This window comes from Amycolatopsis heterodermiae, assembly GCF_034929455.1.
GTDB lineage: Bacteria > Actinomycetota > Actinomycetes > Mycobacteriales > Pseudonocardiaceae > Amycolatopsis > Amycolatopsis heterodermiae.
Genome location: NZ_JAYFSI010000012.1, coordinates 95,950 through 113,926 on the forward strand (window position 1 = coordinate 95,950; position 17,977 = coordinate 113,926).

A 17,977-nucleotide genomic window follows, 5' to 3' on the forward strand; every position below is an offset into this window, starting at 1 on the left:
AGGGTCACGACCATTCGGGCTTAGAACGTTCTAATCGAACGTCAGAGCCAGTCCTTGCGCTTGAACAGCAGGTAGAGCCCGGCCGAGAAGACGACGATGGCCGCCGTGGAGACCCAGAACCCCCACGGCTGGTCGACGCCCGGGTACGGGATGTTCTGGCCGTAGAAGCCGGTGATCGCGGTGGGTACCGCGATCACCGCCGCCCAGCCGGTCACCTTCTTCATGATCGTGTTGAGGCGGTTCGCCTGGAGGTTCAGCTGGGTTTCGCGGACCGTCGTGATCAGCTCGCGCAGCGACTCCGTCCATTCCGACGCGCGCAGCACGTGGTCGTAGACGTCCTGGTAGTACGGCATCAGCTCGCTGTCGCAGACGTTGTGGTCGCGGCGCATCAGCGTGTTGACGACCTCGCGCATCGGCAGCACGACCCGGCGGAGCCGGACCAGGCTCTTGCGCAGGTGCAGGGAGCGGCGGTGCATGTCGCGGTGGTCGACGTCGTCGTCGAAGACGAGGTCCTCGAGGGCCTCGATCTGTTCGTCGAGGGTCTGCACGGCTTCGAAGTGGCTGTCGACGACGTAGTCGAGCAGCCCGTGAAGGAGGTAGCCGACGCCGCTCTTGGCGAGATCGGCGGTCGCGTCCCAGCGGGTGAGGACCTCGGTGATGTCGAAGCCGTCGTTTTCCCGGACGGTCACCAGCGCGCGTTCGGTGATGAACGCGTCCATTTCGATCGCTTCGAGGTCGCCGGTCCCGACGTCGAGCCGTACCGCGTAGGCGGTGAGGAAGGAGTGCGTGTCGTACCGGTCCACCTTCGGCCGCTGGTGGTCCTGCACGACGTCCTCGACCGCCAGCTTGTGCAGGCTCAGCTCTTCGCTGATCGTGGCGAGGTCCGCCTCGGTCGGAGCGCACAGGTCGAGCCAGACGGTGGCCGCCGGGTCGGCCAGGTGGTCGGACACGTCCGCGGCCGGGAAGTCCTCGGCGACGAGGACCCCGTCGCGGTAGAGGCGGGTGCGGGCCATGAAGTGGAGACTAGCGCGTTGAATTCCCGTCAAAGTGCTGGACGTGGGCCGTCCCGGATGGACAGTGTGGAGGCATGCGCACCCACGAATCCGCCGCCGCCGAACTGGTCCGGCTGACCCGGGCGACCGCGGCCGCGATGAAGCGCGCGACCGTTGCCCTCGAGGAAGCCGACGTGGCGCTGGCGGACGACATCGTGGCCGATTCGGTCCGCCTCGACCGGGAACGCGAGGAGCTGGCCCGCCGCGTGCCCACGGTCCTGGCGCCGGCCGTGCCGGTCCTCGCCGCGATCCACGCGCTGACCGAGCTGGAGCGCCTGAGCGGGTTCGCCCTCCAGGTCGCGCGGGCCGTCCAGCGCGCCTACCCGCACCCGGTGGTGCCGCACGCGCTGACCCCGGCCTTCGTCGAGCTGGGCCGGCTCGCCGTGTGGCTGGTGGAACTGGCCGCCGACGGCGAGCACGCCCGCGCGTCGATCGGGGTGGACGACGACCTGGCCGACCTGCGCGGGATCCTGGCCACCCTGCGCGAGCCGGCGGACATCGCCGCGCTGAGCCGCGTCTACGAGCGCTTCGCCGAGCACGCGGTCGTTCTCGGCCGCCTCATGAAGTCCGCGGCACCCGGCAGCCGGGTGACGGCGGCCTGAGCCGGGGGAGGGTCGTCACCGCGCCGGGCCGGGGTCGGCGCTCAGCCGCCGTTCCGCGGAAACCGAGTAGGCGTGCGGCCGGAACGCCAGCACCGCGTCGTCCGAAAGCTCGACGCCGGGCGCGACCCGGGTCGGGTCGAAGACCTGGCGCTCCCACTGCGCGGAGTCCGGGGAGAGCCGCTCGATCCGGATCTCGCCGGCCGGCAGCAGGGTGCGCTGTTCGGGCCAGGCGATCGACGGGTCGTGCGTCGGGTCGCCCTGGTCGCCCAGCTGGACGACCAGGGTGAACGACACGGGCCCGCCGGCCAGCCGGCGGTCGAGCTCCGGCAGCAGGAAGTCGCGGGGCAGGGCGCGTCCCGAATCGAGGTCGACCTCACCGAGCTGGGGGACGAGCCGGTAGCGGAACGCGCGGCGCCGGCCTTCGGCGTCGGCGAAGTGGAACGCGTGCAGCCCGTCGAACCGCGTGGTGGCGAAGCTCGCCGGGGCGTGCCGGGAGACGAACGCCTTGATCCCGGCGTGGCTTTCCTTGTGCTGGAACAGGAATCCGGCGAGCTTGCCACCCGCGGCGAGCTTGTCCTTGAGCGCGGTCTCGGTGGTCCCGGCCAGCGCCTCGACGAGCTCGATGAAGCCTTCCGGGGTGCTGCTGGGAAACACCCGGAAGTTGGCGGCGACCAGGTCGTGCACCCCGTTGCCCTCGCCGTCGAGGAACTTGACGGCCATCCCGCGGATCCCGCGGGTTCGGTCGTCGGCGTCGTGCTGCGGCGAGCCGTTGGAGAACCGGACGACCAGGTCGGTCTCACGGGTCAGGTGGGCCGCCGAGGTCAGCTGCGCGAGCCGGCCGCTGGGGACGAACCGGCCGGCGAAGACGGCGCCGCGGGCGTGCAGCCTGCGGTCCTGGGGACGGGGGTGTCCCGCCGCTTCGATCCGGTTGACGGCCTGGACAGCGGTCATCCCGCCCGGTGTGGTCACCCGGGAAGCCTAGCGTGGCAACGGCAAGCTAGCTCTTGATTCCGACACCGCCGAGCGCGAACTGGTGCGCCGGCGGCGGTGTGTGCAGCAGCGGGCCGTCCGGCCACCAGTCGGCCAGGCGCACCAGGCCCGGGTCGAGCAGGTCGAAGCCGGTGAACAGGCGCTCGACGGCGTTCTCGGTGCGGCAGCGGATCTCGCGGTGGCAGCGTGCCGCCCAGGTCCGCTCGATCGCCCGGCCGGGCTTGCTCGGCGGTGCCCAGCAGCTGAGCGCCAGCGCCGAACCCGGCGGGAGCAGGGCCCGGTAGCCGGACAGGGCCGCGGCGAGGCGGTCGTCGTCGGGTTCGTCCTGCACGCCGGTGGTCAGCAGCACCGCGACCGGCTGCGCCGGGTCGAGCGCCGAGGACACGGTTTCGTGGGCGAGCAGAGCGTGGGGATCGAGGCCGTCGGCGTGGACGACGTGGACGGTGTCGTTGTCGTCGAGCAGGGCGCGTTCGTAGCTGAGGACGAGGTTGTCGGTCCCGGTGTAGACGACCTTCGCGTCGGGGTTGTGGCGTTGCGCGGTCTGGTGCGTGTTGTCCTCGGCGGCGGGCAGCCCGGCGGCCAGGTCGAGGAACTGCCCGAACCCACGAGCGGCGAGATGCCGGACGACCCGGACGTGCCACGCGCGGACCACGCGCAGCAGATCGGCGAACCCGGGCGCGACCTCGTCCAGCTCCCGCAGCGCATCGCGATCGGCGGCGTAGTTGTCCTGGCCCCCGAGAGCGGCATCACGAATCCGGGCCGGCGACGCAACGGTGTCCGACAGGCAGTCACCGAGCACGACGGGTTCGGCAGCGAGAGTCACGTCACCTCCGGGGGGAATGGGTCTTTCGCGTCGCAGCAGTCTAGTCACTTTGGTAACGCCCGTGACCAGACCGGTGTTTACACGAAAGAATGGTCTGTTGTGTGGCGAAACCACTGGCGGTGAGCATTGTTGCGCTGTTTAGGTGACCTGCCGGTCCGCGTCAGTGGCTGGACGCTTGCAGAGTCTTCGTCAGCTCGTGGGCTTCCTCGAGCAAAAGGGCGCCGAGTTCCGGACGGCGGCCGGCGCGGAAGCGTGACTCGATCCCGGTGAGGGTCAACGCCCAGGCGGGTTCGCCGGCCTGGTCGAACACCGCGGCGGCCATGCCCCAGCTGCCTTCGACGACCAGCCCCGGATTGACGGCGTAACCGAGTTCGCGCGTGCGGGCGACCCGCGCGCGGACCGCGTCCGGCCCGTGCTCGGGGCCCCATTGGGCCGTGAGGTCCGTTCGGCGCAGGTAGTCGTCGATTTCGCGGTCCGGCAGCATAGCCAGCAGGACCTGGCCGGCGGAGACGACACCGAGCGGGAACCGGGCGCCTTCGAAGAGGACGAACGAGCGGATCGGGAAGGCGCCGTCCTCGCGCAGCAGGCACACCGTCTCCTCGCCGCGGCGAGCCGAGAAGAAGGCGCTTTCACCGGTCGCGGCGGCGAGGCGGTGCACGCTCGCGCGGGCGTGCCGGGTGACGTCGTAGCGGTTCGCGGCGACCCCGCCGAGCAGGTACAGCTCCGGTCCGAGGTACCACTGCCCGCTGCGGTGGTCGCGGTCCACGTAACCCTCGTCCGCCAGCGCCACGAGCAGCCGGTGCGTGGTCGGGCGGGCCAGCGCGCTCGCCCGCGCGATCTCGGAGGTGGACGCGCCGGTGCGCTGCGCGGCCGACAGCGCGCGCAGCACCGCGGCGATCCGGCCGACCACGTTCGGGGGAGCAGTCACGCCGTCGATCGTACGTTCACTGAGTGAACGTACGAAGCTCGAATGACCGCTGACCGAGAAGTTCGCCCGGCAATATCACCCGTTCATTGACGGATGATTGCCGCTCGACGTTGACTCCGGAGGCGTTCACTGAACAGACGGACGGGGAAGAGGACGATGGATTTCGGCGTCACGCCCCACGACGGCCTCCCGCTGCCTCCCCGCGTGACCATCTGCGAGGTCGGTCCCCGTGACGGCCTGCAGAACGAGTCCGCGGTGCTGCCCGTCGCGGTCAAGGCCGAGTTCGTCGAGCGGCTGGTGGACGCGGGGCACACGGTCGTGGAGACGACGAGTTTCGTGCACCCGAAGTGGGTGCCGCAACTCGCCGACGCCGAAGACCTCTTCCGCGCGATCACCCTCGCTCCCGGCGTGCGCTACCCCGTGCTGGTGCCGAATTCACGCGGTCTCGAGCGTGCGCTCGACCTCGGCGTCCGCGACATCGCCGTGTTCGGAAGCGTCACCGAAACCTTCTCCCGGCGGAACCTCGGCCGCACGGTCGGCGAGTCCCTCGAGATGTTCGCTCCGGTCGTCGCCCGCGCCCGCGAAGCCGGGATCGGCGTGCGCGGCTACCTGTCGATGTGCTTCGGCGACCCGTGGGAGGGCGAGGTGCCCGTGCCTCGCGTTCTGGACGTGGCCACCCGCATGCGCGCGCTGGGGTGCACCGAGATCAGCCTCGGCGACACCATCGGCGTCGCGACTCCCGGGCGGGTCGCGGCCGTGCTCGACGCGCTGATCGCGTCCGGTATCCCGGTCGACTCGCTCGCCGTGCACTTCCACGACACCTACGGCCAGGCGCTGGCCAACACCCTGACCGCCGTGCGCAAGGGCGTCACCCTGGTCGACGCGTCCGCGGGCGGCCTGGGCGGCTGCCCGTTCGCCGGCAGCGCCACCGGCAACCTCGCCACCGAGGACCTGCTGTGGCAGCTGCACGGTCTCGGCATCGAAACCGGCGTCGACCTGCGGAAGATGGTCGACACCAGCACCTGGCTCGCCGGGCACCTCGGCCGGCCCAGCCCGTCCCGCACCGTCACGGCACTCGCCGGCACTTCCTGAGGAGGAGAGGCATGGACAAAGTCGTCACCGCCGAACAGGCGCTGGCCGGGATCGCCGAGGGCGCGACGCTCGCCGTCGGCGGATTCGGCCTGTGCGGCATCCCGACCACCCTGATCGAGACGCTGTACAAGAGGGGGGTCGGCGACCTGCGCGTCGTGTCGAACAACTGCGGGGTCGACGACTGGGGGCTCGGGATCCTGCTGGCCGACCGGCGGATCAGCCGCGTCACCGGGTCCTACGTGGGGGAGAACAAGGAGTTCGCCCGCCAGTACCTCGGTGGTGAGCTCGAGGTCGAGCTCTGCCCGCAGGGCACGCTGGCCGAGCGCCTGCGCGCCGGCGGCTGCGGGATCCCGGCGTTCTTCACCCCGGCGGGAGTCGGCAGCCAGATCGCCGACGGCGGGCTGCCGTGGCGGTACGCGCCCGACGGCTCGGTGGCCGTCGCGTCGCCGCCCAAGGAGACCCGGGAGTTCGGCGGTGTCATGCACGTCCTCGAGGAGGCCATCGTCACGGACTTCGCGCTCGTCGCCGCGGCCAAGGGCGACCGGCACGGCAACCTGGTGTTCGAGAAGTCCGCGCAGAACTTCAACCCGCTGTGCGCGATGGCGGGCCGCGTCACCGTCGCCGAGGTCCAGGAGCTGGTCGAACCCGGCGAGCTCGACCCGGCCGCGGTGCACCTGCCCGGGGTGTTCGTCCAGCACGTGGTGTACGCCCCCGACCTGGAAAAGCGCATCGAGAAGACAACTGTGACGGAGGCCGGCCGATGAGCCTCACCCGTGACCAGATGGCCGCGCGCGCGGCCGCCGAGCTGCGTGACGGCGAGTACGTCAACCTCGGCATCGGCCTGCCGACGCTGATCCCCGGCTTCCTGCCCGAAGACGTGCACGTGGTGCTGCACAGCGAAAATGGCATCCTCGGCACCGGGCCGTACCCGGCGCCCGACGCGATCGACCCGGACCTGGTCAACGCCGGCAAGGAAACGGTGACCGTCCGCCCGGGCGCGTCGTTCTTCGACTCCGCGCTCTCGTTCGGCATCATCCGCGGCGGCCACCTCGACGTCGCGGTCCTGGGCGCCATGCAGGTCTCCGAACACGGCGACCTGTCCAACTGGGCCGTGCCCGGCAAGATGGTCAAGGGCATGGGCGGCGCGATGGACCTCGTCCACGGCGCCCGCCGGGTCATCGTGCTGATGGAACACACCACAAAGGACGGTTCCCCCAAGATCCTCCGGGAGAACACGTTGCCGTACACCGGACTGCGCGTGGTGAACCGCATCATCACCGACCTCGCCGTCATCGACGTGACCGCCGAGGGGTTGGTACTGGTGGAAACGGCGCCTGGCGTCACGGAAGACGACGTGCGTGCTGCCACGGGGGCATCGCTGAAGGTCGCCTTGTCGGCATAGCCACCACGGCTCGTCACGCGCCCGGCTCGGGGTTCGGCCCCGACACACGCCGCCAGGCCCGGCGCCCGGCCGGCGGCCGAGGCAGCCGTGAGCGCAGGTGCCCGGGAACCGGCGCGGCGACCGCGGCAGCCTCGACGTACTCCTTCGCCCCCTGCGCCCCGAGATCGGGCGCGGAGGCTCGGACCAGCCGAAGCGCGGCGAGACGCTGACCCGAATCGAGCAGCTCGGCGATCCGGAGCCGCAGCGGGTCGGCACGTTCGATGCCGCGTACCTGCTCGAGATACTCCTCGATCCACTCGCCGTTCCCGGGATCGGCGACGCCAAGCAACTCGTGCAGGCTGCCGTCCACCCCGTCGACCAGGAAGGGCCAGTGACCCAGCACCGCGTCCATCATGGCGCGGGTGCGCAGGTAACGCTCACTTTGGCTGTTGATCACCCAGCCGAGCCGGTGCGGCCTGACGTCCATGACCGCCATCGTCGGCCCACCCTGCGCCGACCACCCGGCCAGATGCCGCTCCACGACCTTGACCGCCCACCTCTCCGACACCACGGCACCAGAGTAGGGCGTTCATTGCGCCGAGGATCCCCGAATTGTGGCGACTTCAGCGGCACCGAGCCGGGTTACGGTGGAGGACGGCCGGTGTGTTCCTCAACCGGTCCGTCGAACCGGACCTCGTACCGCGACCACCTGGGCCGCTGAGCCGTAGCTTCAGCGGGCCTGGATCTTCAGGTCACCGCGGGTCTGGACCCGGATGTGGTCGCTCGCGAGCATCGCGTGAGGGAAGCCGAGGTCGATCGCGCTGACCTCGTCCAGGCGCGCCACCTGGGACGGGGTGAGGTCGACCTCCAGCGCTCCGAGGTTCTCCGTCAGCTGCTCGGTCGTGCGGGCGCCGATGATCGGTGCCGTCACCGCCGGGTTCTGCAGGGTCCAGGCGAGTCCCACCTGGGCCGGCGTGCGGCCCAGCTCGCCGGCGACCTCCTTGACGACGTCCACGATGGCGAGGCTGCGCTCGGTCACGCCGCCGAGGGCCAGGTTGAACTCCTTGCGCGAGCCCTGGCCGGACGGCGACGCGGTCAGGTCCTCGCGGCGGTACTTGCCGGTGAGCACGCCGCCCGCGAGCGGTGACCACAAGACGGTGCCCAGCCCCAGTTCCCGCGCCATCGGGATCAGGTCGCGCTCCCCGGTGCGCTCCACCAGGTTGTACTCAAGCTGCAGCGCCACCAGCGGCGACCAGCCGCGCAGGTCGGCGATCGTCTGCATGCGCGCGATCTGCCAGGCCGGGGTGTTGGAGATGGCCACGTAGAGGACCTTGCCCCGCTGGACCAGGTCGTCCAGGCCGCGCAGGATCTCCTCGACGGGCGTGGTCGGGTCCCACACGTGCAGGTACAGCAGGTCGATGTAGTCCGTGTTCAGCTGCCGCAGGCTGGTTTCGACCGCGCCGAAGAGGCTTTTCCGGCTCGCGCCACCGGAGTTGGGGTCGCCGGGCCGGCGCAGGGTGGTGTACTTCGTGGCCAGGACCAGGCTGTCCCGCCGGTCGCGGGCGAACTCGCCGAGCAGGCGTTCCGACGTGCCGTTGGTGTAGGTGACCGCCGTGTCGACGAAGTTCCCGCCGCGTTCGACGTAGAGGTCGAACAGCTTCCGCGCCTCGTCCGGCTCCGCGCCCCAGCCCCAGTCGTTGCCGAAGGTGGCCGCGCCGAGCGCGAGCGGCGAGACCCGCAGGCCGGAACGTCCCAGCTGCCGGTAGGTGTCGAGCGTGAGTGCCATCGTGATCTCCTGGTTGTCGTAAGCGGCGAGGTCCCCGCTTAGCTCACGCTACACTAAACGGAGATGTCCCCGATTAGCTCGCACCCCCACCCGGCAACCCGATCGCGAAGGCCATGACACCTCCACGGAGCACCCTGAGAGCCGACGCCCAGCGCAATCGCGAGCACCTGATCGCCACGGCCGCCGAGGCCTTCGCCTCGGGAAAGTCGATCTCGCTGGACGCGATCGCCAAGCGCGCGGGCGTGGGGAGCGGCACCCTCTACCGGCACTTCCCCACCCGGGAGGACCTGGTCGAAGAGGTCTACCGCGACCAGATCCGCCCGCTGCGCGACGACGCGCGCGTCCTCCTGGTCACCGAGCGGCCCGCGCAGGCGCTGCACGCCTGGATGCGCCGTTTCGCCGAGTGGGCGGCGGAGCGGCGCGGCATCTGCGAAGCCCTGGTCGCCATGAGCGCTTCCGGGCGCTTCGGCACTGGACCGGTCTGCGACGAGGTGCTGCAGATCCTGGGGATGGTGCTCGAGGCCGGGGTCGAAGCGGGAGAACTGCGCGGCGACCTCGATCCGGTCGACGTCGGCGGCATCCTCGCCGGCGTGCTCTCCGTGGCCGGCGCGCCCGGCCAGCGCGCCCAGCTCGACCGCATGCTCACCGTCGTCGTCGATGGACTACGGCCACGGTAGGACACTCGACACAGTGTCGATTTTTCTGGACACGGCGTAGAGTCGACGGCATGACGAAGCGGACGTTCCTCATCACCGGTGCCAGCAGTGGCCTCGGCCGCGCCTTCGCGCAGGCCGCGCTGGCGGCCGGCCATACCGTCGTCGGCACCGTGCGCAAGGCCGACGACTTGGCGAAGTTCGAGGCGCTCGCGCCCGGACGGGCCCACGCGCGGCAGCTCGATGTGACCGTCGACGAGGCGGTCTTCGACGTGGTCGGCGAGGTCGAGCGCACCGTCGGCCCGGTCGACGTGCTGATCGCGAACGCTGGCTACGGGCACGAGGGTGTGTTCGAGGAGTCCACGATGGCCGACCTGCGCGCGCAGTTCGACGCCAACGTGTTCGGCGTCGCGGCCACGGTCCACGCGGTGCTGCCGGGGATGCGGCAGCGGCGGTCCGGGCACATCTTCGCCGTCGGCTCGATGGCCGGGCTGATGACCGTTCCCGGGATGGCGTACTACTGCAGCAGCAAGTACGCGGTGGAGGGGATGCTGGAATCGCTGGCCAAGGAGGTCGCGGGCTTCGGGGTCCGGGTGACGATCGTCGAGCCGGGTTCGTTCCGGACGAACTGGGCGGGCCGCTCGATGGTCCGCAGCGACCGGTCGATCGCGGACTACGACGAGCTGTTCGAGCCGATCCGCGCGGCACGCCACGCCGCCAGTGGTAACCAGCTGGGCAATCCCGCCAAGGCCGCGGAAGCCGTGCTCGCGGTGGTCGACGCGGAAAAACCGCCGGTGCACCTGGTGCTCGGTTCGGACGCGCTGAGGCTCGTCGGGAACGGCCGGGCCGCCGTGTCCGCGGACATCGAAGCGTGGGAAGAGCTGTCCCGGTCGACGGACTTCCCCGACGGTCACCAGGTCGCGGCGAACTGATGCCTGACCCGGTCAAGGCAGGCCGACGGCGCACCGCCGCACCGTCCAAAGGGGACCTTCGTGAGCAGCAGATCCTCGACGTCCTCGAGGATCTGCTGGCCGTCAAGAGCTTCGACTCGCTCACGACCAGCGACATCGCCGAACGCGCCGGGTTGTCCCGTGCGTCGACGTACTTCTACTTCAGCTCCAAGCAGGAGGCGCTGGTCGCGCTCTTCGCCAGGACCGTGGAATCACTCCGCGAGAAATCCCGTGCGGCGGCCGGCGATCCCGCCGCGCCCCGCGACGCGATCGCGACGGCCATGACGCGCACCCGCGACCGCTGGCACGAGCACGGCCTGATCATGCGGGTGGCGATCGACCAGGCTTCGACCATTCCCGAACTCGGTACACTGTGGACGGAGACCGCGGACGTCTTCATCGACGCCATCACCACGATCCTGGTGCGGGCCGACGTCGCGTCCCACGAGGGCCCCGACGGCGCCCGGGCGCTGGCGGGCGCGCTGTGCTGGATGATCGAGCGGACGTTCTACCACGCGTCGGCGGTTTCTCCCGAGGCGCTCGACCAGGCGTCGGAGACCTGCCGGGTGGTGTGGCTCCGGACCGCGGGCCTCGAACCCTGACCACCGGCGCCGTGATGGGCCGAGCGCGTCACGACTCGATGATCGCCACGAGCGCCGTGACGAAGGGGGCCGGGTCGAGGTCGCCGCGGATGGCGAGCTGCTGGCCGTAGCCGCCGCACAGGGTCACGAACGCTTCGGCGATCCGGTCGGCTTCGGCCGGTTCGCGGCCGGGCAGGAGCCCGGCCACCGCGGCGCGCAGCTCGGCGAGCTGCCGTCGGACGAGGTCGGCGAGCGGCGGGGAGACGGCGGCCTCGGCGTAGATCTGGGCGACCAGCCGGGCGTGGTCCTCCTCGCGCGCCATGGTGCGGATGTGCTCGAGGAACTCGCGCGCGGACCCGGCCGTCAGCTCGGTGGGGAGCGCTTGGTTCGAGTGTGCGCAGATGGCGGCGACGATCTCGTCCTTGCCCTTGAAGTACCGGTAGATCGCCCCGGTGGACAGGCCCGAGGCTTCGACGAGGTCGGTCATGGACGTCCGCGCGAAGCCGTGGGAGGCGAAGCGGGCGCGGGCCGCGTCGAGGATCTGCTGACGGCGCGCGTCGAGGTGGGCTTGCGTGACTCTCGGCATAAAAGAACGACCATTCGTTTTTTGTGGTAGCGTCCGAACTCTACCCCACAGCTCGTGCACCCGAGGAGAGTTCCTTGCGCTACCAGACATTCGGCCGGCGGAGCGGGTTGCGGGTCTCGGAGTACGTCCTGGGCACGGCCACCTTCGGCGCGGCCCCGGCCGCCGCGGGCCTGGCGGGCGCCAAGGCGATCTTCGAGGCCTTCGTCGCGGCCGGCGGCACCACGTTCGACGTCTCGAACATCTACCAGAACGGGGAGGCCGAGACCGTGCTCGGCGAGCTCCTCGGCCGCGAGCGCGACGAGTTCGTGGTGATCACCAAGTACAGCGGGACCCGGCAGGCCCAGGTCCGGCCGGGGACCACGGGCAACAGCCGCAAGACCATGATCCGCTCCCTGGAGGAGAGCTTGCGGCGGTTGAAGACCGACTACGTGGACGTCTTCATGCCCCATTTCCCCGACGGCGTGACCCCGATGCCGGAGATCTTGGCCGGCTTCGAGGATCTGGTCCGCTCGGGCAAGATCCGCTACGGCGGCCTGTCGAACTTCCCAGCCTGGCGGGTCGCGGGCGCCGCCGTCCGGTCGGAGCTGAGCAGCTCTTCGCCGCTGGCCGGCATCCAGACCGAATACAGCCTGGCCGAACGCTCCGCGGAGCGCGAGCTCCTCCCGATGGCGCAGGCCCACGGGCTGGGGGTCGTCCTGTACTCCCCGCTGGCGGGCGGGCTACTGACCGGGAAGTACCGGCAAGGCGCGCAGGGGCGGCTCAGTGCCCGGGCCGACGTGGACACCGGCCAGCGCGGCGCCGTGCTCGACGCGGTCCTCGCGGTCGCCGAGGAGATCAGGACGGGCCCGGTCCAGGTCGCGCTGGCCTGGTTGCGTCACCGCGCCGGGCAGGCCCAGACGTCGATGATCCCCATCGTCGGCCCGCGCACCCCGGCCCAGCTGCAGGGCTACCTCGACGCCCTGGACGTCGAGCTGAGCCGGAAGCAGTACGAAGTGCTGGACGAGGTCAGCACGATCCGGCTGGGCACACCGCACGAGGACGTGGCGGCGGCCTTGACCCACGGCCTCGACGGCGACCGCAGCCTCCTAGACGCTCCGCTCGTTCCCGTTCACTGATTCCCCGGAGCGCCCGTGCCGGTGGCCCCCATCGCCGCGATCACCCTCGAATGTGCCGACCCCGCCGCTTCTGGGCCGACCTGCTCGGCGGCGAGTTGGCGTTCGAGACACCGGGTTCGCTGTCGAAGACCTCGACACTGCCGAACACGAAGCGATCCGGTTCGGTGCCACGAAAGAAGCGCACCAACCCGCCCCGGAATGCTGCCTGCGGGCTTGAGATGCAGGCCGCGCACAGTCCTGGCTCCCGAAGGCCAGGTCACCCTTAGTGCCGCGCTGCACGCCGAACTGTCCGGTGTGGTCGGCAAGCTCGCCTGATCACGGGGTGAAGGCGACCGTCGCCGCGAGGTCCTTCTGGGCTTCGAGTGCCGTGAGACGTTCGCTCAGTGCCGCGTGGACGGCGTCGTAGGTGTCGGCCCCGAGGGCGAGGCGCACGGGCGGGTTCGGGTCGCGGGTGGTCCGGAAGATGGCGGCGGCCAGCTTCGCCGGATCGCCGGTCAGGGCGTCGTCGTCGAGCGCTTCGAGCCCGCGCCGCGTCCGGCCGACGGCGTTGTCCCGGTAGGCGGCCGTTTCCTCCGTGTACCGCAGGGCCGAAGCGAAACCGGTGCGGGTGCCGCCGGGCTCGACGATGGTGAGGTGGACGCCGAAGTCGGCGTCGGCACGCTCTACCGGCACTTCCCGACCCGGGAGGTGCTGGTCGACGCGGCCTACCAGCACCAGCTGGTGCGGGTGTGCGAGACGGTCGGCGACCTGGTTGCCCGGTACCCGGCCGCCGAGGCCGTCCGCCGGTGGGTGGCCCACTTCCTCGACTACGCCGCGGCCAAGAGCGGCATGTCCGCGGCGCTCGACGCCGTCGTCGCCTCCGGGGCCGATCCCTTCGCCGACAGCCACACGCTGCTCACCGGCGCGGTCGGCCGCCTTCTCGAGGCCGGCGCCCGCGACGGCACGGTGCGCACCGACCTCACCCCCGACGTCGTCCTGCTGTTCATGGGGGGCATCGCCTACTCGGTCCGGCACGGCACGCCGTCCCAGGCCGGCCGGCTCGTCGACCTGCTGATGGACGCGCTGGTGAACGGCGCGGCCGCGCGCCCGGCGGGGGAGTGACGCCTGCCGCTGCTCAAGAGGACCGAACGTTCTCCCTGTTACACTCGGTCCGATGGTGCAGAACACGCGAGGTCAGGTGTCCGAAGCGCGGTCGAGGCTGCTCGCGACGGCGACCCGGATCTTCTACGCGGAGGGCCTGCACTCCGTCGGGATCGACCGGATCGTCGCGGAGGCGAAGGTCACCCGCGCCACGCTGTACCGGCACTTCCCCGGCAAGGACGACCTGGTCGTCGCGTACCTGCAGGGCGTCCACGAGATGGAGCGCGAAGCGGTCGGCAAGGCCCTCGCCGGCGGCCTTCCGGCGGCCGACATCCTGCGCACCATCGCCAGGTCGATCGCCGAGGGCATCCGGTCGGCCCACTTCCGCGGCTGCGCCTTCCTCAACGCGGTGGCCGAGTACCCGGACCCCGAGCACCCCGTGCACAAAGCCGTCCTCGCCCACCGCGAATGGTTCCTGCACACCATCACGGACCTGCTGGCGCAGGTCGGAACGACGCCGCCGGGGCTCGCGGGCCGGCACTTCGTGATGCTCCGGGACGGCGCGATGGCCGCGGGCTGCCTGTCGGACCCGCCCGAGGTCTGCGACACGTTCCTCCAGGGCGTCGACGGGATCCTGCAGTTCCGCATCGACGCCGCGTCCAAGTAGGACGCTCACCGGCTGCGTGATGGGCGTGCGCCCCTTCGCACGTAATCTTTCGGATAGAACGTTCGGTCTTGACAGCTCGTGGCGGCCCGACCATGCTGAATTAAGAGATAGAACGTTCGGTCTTCCGCAGTCTTGAAGGGATCATGGTGACTACTGTCGACTCGCCCGCCGTAAGCGGGTTCGCGCCCACGCTGCGCCGGCTGTACTTCGTGCGGTTCGCGTTCGCCGTCGTGTGGGCGCTGCTGGTGTTCTTGACGACCAAGTCGGGCCTGGGGGCGATCGGTGTCGTCCTGGTCGTCCTGTACCCGCTGTTCGACGTGGGCTCGGCCGTCGTGGACGCGCGTTCGTCGAAGGGCTCCGGTTCGGTTCGCGGGATCTACGTGAACATCGCGATCAGCCTGCTGGCCACCGCCGGCGTGGCCGTCGGGGCCGCTTCCGGCATCCCGGCCGTGCTGCGGGTGTGGGGTGCCTGGGCGATCGTGTCCGGCATCGTCCAGCTGGTCGTCGGGATCGTCCGCCGCAGGATGGGCGGGCAGTGGCCGATGATGCTGAGCGGCGGGATTTCGGTGCTGGCCGGCGGGAGCTTCATCGCGGGGGCGGCCGCGCCCGGCGCGTCACTGTCCAATGTGGCCGGTTACGCCGTGCTCGGCGGGATCTTCTTCCTCGTTTCGGCGATCCGCCTCGGCCGTGCCGCCCAGGGGAACTGACGTGACCACGTACGACGTCGTCGTCATCGGCGCGGGCCCGGTGGGGGAGAACCTCGCCGACCGGGTCGTCCAGGGCGGCTTGAGCGCCGCCGTCGTCGAGCGGGAACTGGTCGGGGGCGAATGCTCCTACTGGGCGTGCATGCCGACCAAGGCCCTGCTGCGCAGTGGTGCGGCGCTTCGGACCGCCCGGCAGGTGCCCGGCGCCCGTGAAGCGGTGACCGGTGAGCTGGACGTGGCCGCGGTGCTCCGTCGTCGCGACTCGTTCGCCTCGGACTGGCAGGACGACGGCCAGGTCTCCTGGCTCGAGTCGGCGGGCATTCCGCTGCACCGCGGGCACGGCCGGATCAGCGCCGAGCGGGTCGTCGAGGTGACCGGCGCCGACGGCACCACCACCACGCTGACCGCGCGGCACGCGGTCGTCGTCGCCACCGGCAGTGGCGCGCTGGTCCCCGACATCGAAGGCCTGCGCGACGCCGCGCCGTGGACCAGCCGGGAAACGGTCGCCGCGAAGGAGGTTCCCGGCCGGCTCGCCGTCATCGGCGGCGGGGTGGTGGCCTCGGAAATGGCGACCGCGTTCAGCGAGCTCGGGTCGTCGGTGACCATGCTGGCGCGTGACGGCGTGCTGCACCTCGCGGAGCCGTTCGCCGGCGAACGCGTCGCGGAGTCGTTGCGGGACAAGGGGGTTTCGGTGCGCATCGGCGCCGAGGCCGGATCCGTCAAGCGCAACGCCGACGGCACGGTGTCCCTCACACTCACCGACGGCGAGCAGATCGAAGCCGACGAGCTGCTCGTCGCGATCGGCCGCACGCCGAACATCCAGGACATCGGCCTGGAGGCCGTCGGCCTGAAGCCGGGCGCCTGGCTCACGGTCGACGGCACGATGCGGGTCGAGGGAGTCGAGGGCGGCTGGCTGTACGCCGCGGGCGACGTCAACCGGCGTGTTCTGCTTACGCACCAAGGCAAGTACCAGGCCCGCGCGGCCGGCGACGTCATCGTCGCGCGCGCCAAGGGCGAGGCCATCGACGACGGCGAGTGGGGCCGGCACGCGGCGACCGCCGACGAGCGCGCGGTGCCGCAGGTGGTCTTCACCGAACCGGAGATCGCGTCGGTGGGCCTGACCGCGGCCGCGGCCGAGGCGGCCGGACTGCGGATCCGGGTCGTCGACTACGACCTGGCCGCCACGGCGGGGTCCCAGCTGCAGGCCGAGGGGTACCAGGGCCACGCGCGGATGGTCGTCGACGAGGACCGGAAGGTGGTCGTCGGGTTCACCCTCGCCGGCCCGGACGTCGCGGAGATGCTGCACGCGGCGACGATCGCGGTGGTCGGCGAGGTCCCGCTGGACCGCCTCTGGCACGCCGTCCCGGCGTTCCCCACCGTCAGCGAGGTGTGGCTGCGGCTGCTCGAGGCCTACGGCCGCTGATCCGCCGGACCGGTGTCCCGCCCGAGCGCGGGACACCGGTGGCCACGCCGTGCCGTCAGCGGGCCTGCGTGGTCTCGGTCGCGCAGGACGCCGCCGGTGCTCCGGCGCGGGCGGCGCCGTCGATGTTGTCCTCGACCCAGGTGCGCAGCATGCGCAGCGGCACGGCTGCGCTGTGCCCGAGTTCGGTGAGCGAGTACTCGACGTGCAGCGGTACCGCGGGGTAGATGGTGCGATCGACGAAACCGAACTCCTCCAGGCGCCGCAGGGTCTGGGTCAGCACCTTCGGGCTGACTCCCTGCAGGTGCCGCTGCAGCTCGCCGAACCGCTGCGGACCGTCCTCGAGCGCGCCGATGGCCAGTGCGGACCACTTGTTCGCCAGCAGGTCCAGCATCGCCCGGCACGGGCACTGCGCGGCGTAGACGTCGTGGTCGGAGTGCTGCCCGGTCAGGCACACAGTGGTCATGGCAAGCCTCTCACCTCGATACTTCCCAATGGGAAGTACTAGTCCTTGCGGGTAACTATATCCCTGGAGATACGTTGCCGGTGTCCAGGCAAAGATCATCCGATCCAGGGAGAGAACCAGTGTCCGACACCTCGATGCGCGCCGTCGTCCAGCACACCCTTGGCGGCCCCGACGTGCTTTCGGTGCAGCGAGTGCCCCGCCCCGAACCACTGCCGACCGAGGTCCGGGTGAAGGTCCACGCGGCCGGCATCAACCCGGTGGATTGGAAGACCCGCGCCGGCGACGGGATGGCGGGCGTGCTCGGCGAGCCGCCGTTCATCCTGGGCTGGGACGTCTCCGGCGTCGTGGAGAAGGTCGGCTTCGGCGTCACGACCCTGCGCGAGGGCGACGAGGTCTACGGCATGCCCTGGTTCCCGCGGGCGGCCGGCGGCTACGCCGAGTACGTCACCGCGCCGGCCCGGCAGTTCGCCCGCAAGCCCGAGAGCGTCAGCCACGAGCAGGCCGCGGCGGTGCCGCTCGCCGCGCTCACCGCGTGGCAGGCCCTGGTGGACACCGCGCAGGTCCAGCCAGGGCAGCGCGTCCTGATCCACGCGGCGGCCGGCGGAGTCGGGCACCTGGCGGTCCAGTTCGCCAAGCACCTCGGCGCCCACGTGCTCGGCACCGCCCGGGCCGGCAGCCACGACTGGCTCACCAAACTCGGCGCGGACGAGCTCATCGACTACACGGCCGTCCGGTTCGAGGACGCGGCGTCCGAAGTGGACGTCGTGATCGACCTGGTCGGCGACGTCCACGACAACACGAGCACCCGATCCCTGGACGTCCTCAGCCCCGGCGGCCTTCTCGTCGCCGTCCCCGCCGGCGTATCACCCGAACTGGCCACCGCGGCCGAGGCGAAGGGCAAGCGAGTGACACCGTTCCTGGTAGAGCCGGACGCCCCGGCGCTCACGACCATCGGCACCCTCATCGACACCGGCGAGGTGGTGGTGGAGGTCGAAGAGGTCTTCCCGCTGGAGCAGGTAGCGGAGGCCCACACCCGAGGCGAGTCCAACCGCACCCGCGGCAAACTGGTCCTGCGCGTCACTTCCTGAGGTTCCACGCGAT

Annotated in this window: 22 protein-coding genes; 13 read left to right on the forward strand and 9 right to left on the reverse strand. The window is 71.0% G+C overall.

Annotation, left to right across the window (positions count from 1 at the left end; translation table 11 throughout):
• Positions 1–41: 41 nt before the first annotated feature.
• A complete protein-coding gene (locus VA596_RS38085; protein WP_323333869.1) occupies positions 42–1,013 on the reverse strand; it encodes a magnesium transporter CorA family protein in 972 nt (323 codons plus the stop codon).
• A gap of 74 nt (positions 1,014–1,087) precedes the next feature.
• On the opposite strand from VA596_RS38085, the gene VA596_RS38090 reads away from it, so the two are divergent.
• On the forward strand, positions 1,088–1,654 hold the full coding sequence (locus VA596_RS38090; protein ID WP_323333871.1) for a PhoU domain-containing protein: 567 nt from the start codon (positions 1,088–1,090) through the stop codon (positions 1,652–1,654).
• Positions 1,655–1,669: 15 nt separating this feature from the next.
• Here VA596_RS38090 and VA596_RS38095 read toward each other — a convergent pair whose 3' ends face one another.
• The 3 genes from VA596_RS38095 to VA596_RS38105 form a co-directional block, all read right to left on the reverse strand.
• Positions 1,670–2,623, reverse strand: coding sequence for a catalase (locus VA596_RS38095; RefSeq protein ID WP_323333872.1), 954 nt, complete (start codon positions 2,621–2,623; stop codon positions 1,670–1,672).
• A 28-nt stretch (positions 2,624–2,651) separates the two neighbouring features.
• Positions 2,652–3,467, reverse strand: coding sequence for an SAM-dependent methyltransferase (locus VA596_RS38100; RefSeq protein WP_323333874.1), 816 nt, complete (start codon positions 3,465–3,467; stop codon positions 2,652–2,654).
• Between the two features lie 160 nt (positions 3,468–3,627).
• Positions 3,628–4,395 (reverse strand): IclR family transcriptional regulator, encoded by a 768-nt coding sequence (locus tag VA596_RS38105; RefSeq protein ID WP_323333876.1) that lies wholly within the window; start codon positions 4,393–4,395, stop codon positions 3,628–3,630.
• Positions 4,396–4,551: 156 nt separating this feature from the next.
• On the opposite strand from VA596_RS38105, the gene VA596_RS38110 reads away from it, so the two are divergent.
• Genes VA596_RS38110 through VA596_RS38120 form a run of 3 tightly spaced genes read left to right on the forward strand, consistent with a single transcriptional unit; the run spans position 4,552 to position 6,889 of the window.
• The gene (locus VA596_RS38110) at positions 4,552–5,487 is read left to right on the forward strand and encodes a hydroxymethylglutaryl-CoA lyase (protein ID WP_323333878.1); all 936 of its coding nucleotides are present in this window, start codon (positions 4,552–4,554) and stop codon (positions 5,485–5,487) included.
• 11 nt (positions 5,488–5,498) lie between these two features.
• A complete protein-coding gene (locus VA596_RS38115) occupies positions 5,499–6,251 on the forward strand; it encodes a CoA transferase subunit A (protein ID WP_323333880.1) in 753 nt (250 codons plus the stop codon).
• On the forward strand, positions 6,248–6,889 hold the full coding sequence (locus tag VA596_RS38120; protein WP_323333882.1) for a CoA transferase subunit B: 642 nt from the start codon (positions 6,248–6,250) through the stop codon (positions 6,887–6,889). Before VA596_RS38115 ends, VA596_RS38120 begins: the two co-directional genes overlap by 4 nt.
• A 13-nt stretch (positions 6,890–6,902) precedes the next feature.
• On the opposite strand, the gene VA596_RS38125 is transcribed toward VA596_RS38120, so the two are convergent.
• Positions 6,903–7,439, reverse strand: a complete 537-nt coding sequence (locus VA596_RS38125; protein ID WP_323333883.1) for a YrhB domain-containing protein — start codon at positions 7,437–7,439, stop codon at positions 6,903–6,905.
• A gap of 159 nt (positions 7,440–7,598) precedes the next feature.
• Positions 7,599–8,654, reverse strand: coding sequence for an aldo/keto reductase (locus VA596_RS38130; protein WP_323333885.1), 1,056 nt, complete (start codon positions 8,652–8,654; stop codon positions 7,599–7,601).
• A gap of 113 nt (positions 8,655–8,767) precedes the next feature.
• Here VA596_RS38130 and VA596_RS38135 point away from each other — a divergent pair, with 113 nt between their 5' ends.
• Genes VA596_RS38135 through VA596_RS38145 form a run of 3 tightly spaced genes read left to right on the forward strand, consistent with a single transcriptional unit; the run spans position 8,768 to position 10,859 of the window.
• Positions 8,768–9,331 carry a TetR/AcrR family transcriptional regulator gene (locus VA596_RS38135; protein WP_323333887.1) on the forward strand — a complete coding sequence of 188 codons (564 nt, stop codon included), beginning with the start codon at positions 8,768–8,770 and terminating at the stop codon, positions 9,329–9,331.
• Positions 9,332–9,381: 50 nt separating this feature from the next.
• Positions 9,382–10,239, forward strand: coding sequence for an oxidoreductase (locus VA596_RS38140; RefSeq protein WP_323333889.1), 858 nt, complete (start codon positions 9,382–9,384; stop codon positions 10,237–10,239).
• Complete coding sequence (locus tag VA596_RS38145; RefSeq protein WP_323333891.1) at positions 10,239–10,859, forward strand: TetR/AcrR family transcriptional regulator; 621 nt, start codon at positions 10,239–10,241, stop codon at positions 10,857–10,859. Before VA596_RS38140 ends, VA596_RS38145 begins: the two co-directional genes overlap by 1 nt.
• A gap of 28 nt (positions 10,860–10,887) precedes the next feature.
• Here the strand turns inward: VA596_RS38145 and VA596_RS38150 are convergent, their stop codons facing one another.
• Complete coding sequence (locus VA596_RS38150) at positions 10,888–11,424, reverse strand: TetR/AcrR family transcriptional regulator (RefSeq protein WP_323333893.1); 537 nt, start codon at positions 11,422–11,424, stop codon at positions 10,888–10,890.
• A gap of 74 nt (positions 11,425–11,498) precedes the next feature.
• Here VA596_RS38150 and VA596_RS38155 point away from each other — a divergent pair, with 74 nt between their 5' ends.
• A complete protein-coding gene (locus VA596_RS38155) occupies positions 11,499–12,539 on the forward strand; it encodes an aldo/keto reductase (protein ID WP_323333895.1) in 1,041 nt (346 codons plus the stop codon).
• A 315-nt stretch (positions 12,540–12,854) separates the two neighbouring features.
• On the opposite strand, the gene VA596_RS38160 is transcribed toward VA596_RS38155, so the two are convergent.
• The gene (locus VA596_RS38160; protein ID WP_323333897.1) at positions 12,855–13,211 is read right to left on the reverse strand and encodes a Rossmann-fold NAD(P)-binding domain-containing protein; all 357 of its coding nucleotides are present in this window, start codon (positions 13,209–13,211) and stop codon (positions 12,855–12,857) included.
• On the opposite strand from VA596_RS38160, the gene VA596_RS38165 reads away from it, so the two are divergent.
• The 4 genes from VA596_RS38165 to VA596_RS38180 all read left to right on the forward strand — a co-directional run bounded on the left by VA596_RS38165 (position 13,173) and on the right by VA596_RS38180 (position 16,413).
• The gene (locus VA596_RS38165; protein WP_323333899.1) at positions 13,173–13,640 is read left to right on the forward strand and encodes a TetR/AcrR family transcriptional regulator; all 468 of its coding nucleotides are present in this window, start codon (positions 13,173–13,175) and stop codon (positions 13,638–13,640) included. The genes VA596_RS38160 and VA596_RS38165 overlap by 39 nt on opposite strands.
• A 76-nt stretch (positions 13,641–13,716) precedes the next feature.
• A complete protein-coding gene (locus VA596_RS38170; protein ID WP_410171960.1) occupies positions 13,717–14,286 on the forward strand; it encodes a TetR/AcrR family transcriptional regulator in 570 nt (189 codons plus the stop codon).
• A gap of 143 nt (positions 14,287–14,429) precedes the next feature.
• Positions 14,430–14,993 (forward strand): hypothetical protein, encoded by a 564-nt coding sequence (locus tag VA596_RS38175; protein ID WP_323333903.1) that lies wholly within the window; start codon positions 14,430–14,432, stop codon positions 14,991–14,993.
• 1 nt (position 14,994) lies between these two features.
• Positions 14,995–16,413 carry a dihydrolipoyl dehydrogenase family protein gene (locus VA596_RS38180; RefSeq protein ID WP_323333905.1) on the forward strand — a complete coding sequence of 473 codons (1,419 nt, stop codon included), beginning with the start codon at positions 14,995–14,997 and terminating at the stop codon, positions 16,411–16,413.
• Between the two features lie 55 nt (positions 16,414–16,468).
• Here the strand turns inward: VA596_RS38180 and VA596_RS38185 are convergent, their stop codons facing one another.
• Positions 16,469–16,876 carry a winged helix-turn-helix transcriptional regulator gene (locus VA596_RS38185; RefSeq protein WP_323333907.1) on the reverse strand — a complete coding sequence of 136 codons (408 nt, stop codon included), beginning with the start codon at positions 16,874–16,876 and terminating at the stop codon, positions 16,469–16,471.
• Positions 16,877–17,010: 134 nt separating this feature from the next.
• Here VA596_RS38185 and VA596_RS38190 point away from each other — a divergent pair, with 134 nt between their 5' ends.
• Entirely contained in the window at positions 17,011–17,964 is a 954-nt protein-coding gene (locus VA596_RS38190; RefSeq protein ID WP_323334296.1) for an NADP-dependent oxidoreductase, read from the forward strand.
• Positions 17,965–17,977 lie beyond the last annotated feature (13 nt).

Excerpts from the sequence above, each read along its gene's own strand:
- VA596_RS38085 (WP_323333869.1), bottom strand. The coding sequence starts at position 1,013 with ATGGCCCGCACCCGCCTCTACCGCGACGGGGTCCTCGTCGCCGAGGAC.
- VA596_RS38090 (WP_323333871.1), top strand. The coding sequence starts at position 1,088 with ATGCGCACCCACGAATCCGCCGCCGCCGAACTGGTCCGGCTGACCCGG.
- VA596_RS38110 (WP_323333878.1), top strand. The coding sequence starts at position 4,552 with ATGGATTTCGGCGTCACGCCCCACGACGGCCTCCCGCTGCCTCCCCGC.
- VA596_RS38115 (WP_323333880.1), top strand. The coding sequence starts at position 5,499 with ATGGACAAAGTCGTCACCGCCGAACAGGCGCTGGCCGGGATCGCCGAG.
- VA596_RS38120 (WP_323333882.1), top strand. The coding sequence starts at position 6,248 with ATGAGCCTCACCCGTGACCAGATGGCCGCGCGCGCGGCCGCCGAGCTG.
- VA596_RS38130 (WP_323333885.1), bottom strand. The coding sequence starts at position 8,654 with ATGGCACTCACGCTCGACACCTACCGGCAGCTGGGACGTTCCGGCCTG.
- VA596_RS38135 (WP_323333887.1), top strand. The coding sequence starts at position 8,768 with ATGACACCTCCACGGAGCACCCTGAGAGCCGACGCCCAGCGCAATCGC.
- VA596_RS38140 (WP_323333889.1), top strand. The coding sequence starts at position 9,382 with ATGACGAAGCGGACGTTCCTCATCACCGGTGCCAGCAGTGGCCTCGGC.
- VA596_RS38145 (WP_323333891.1), top strand. The coding sequence starts at position 10,239 with ATGCCTGACCCGGTCAAGGCAGGCCGACGGCGCACCGCCGCACCGTCC.
- VA596_RS38150 (WP_323333893.1), bottom strand. The coding sequence starts at position 11,424 with ATGCCGAGAGTCACGCAAGCCCACCTCGACGCGCGCCGTCAGCAGATC.
- VA596_RS38175 (WP_323333903.1), top strand. The coding sequence starts at position 14,430 with ATGGTGACTACTGTCGACTCGCCCGCCGTAAGCGGGTTCGCGCCCACG.
- VA596_RS38185 (WP_323333907.1), bottom strand. The coding sequence starts at position 16,876 with ATGACCACTGTGTGCCTGACCGGGCAGCACTCCGACCACGACGTCTAC.
- VA596_RS38190 (WP_323334296.1), top strand. The coding sequence starts at position 17,011 with ATGCGCGCCGTCGTCCAGCACACCCTTGGCGGCCCCGACGTGCTTTCG.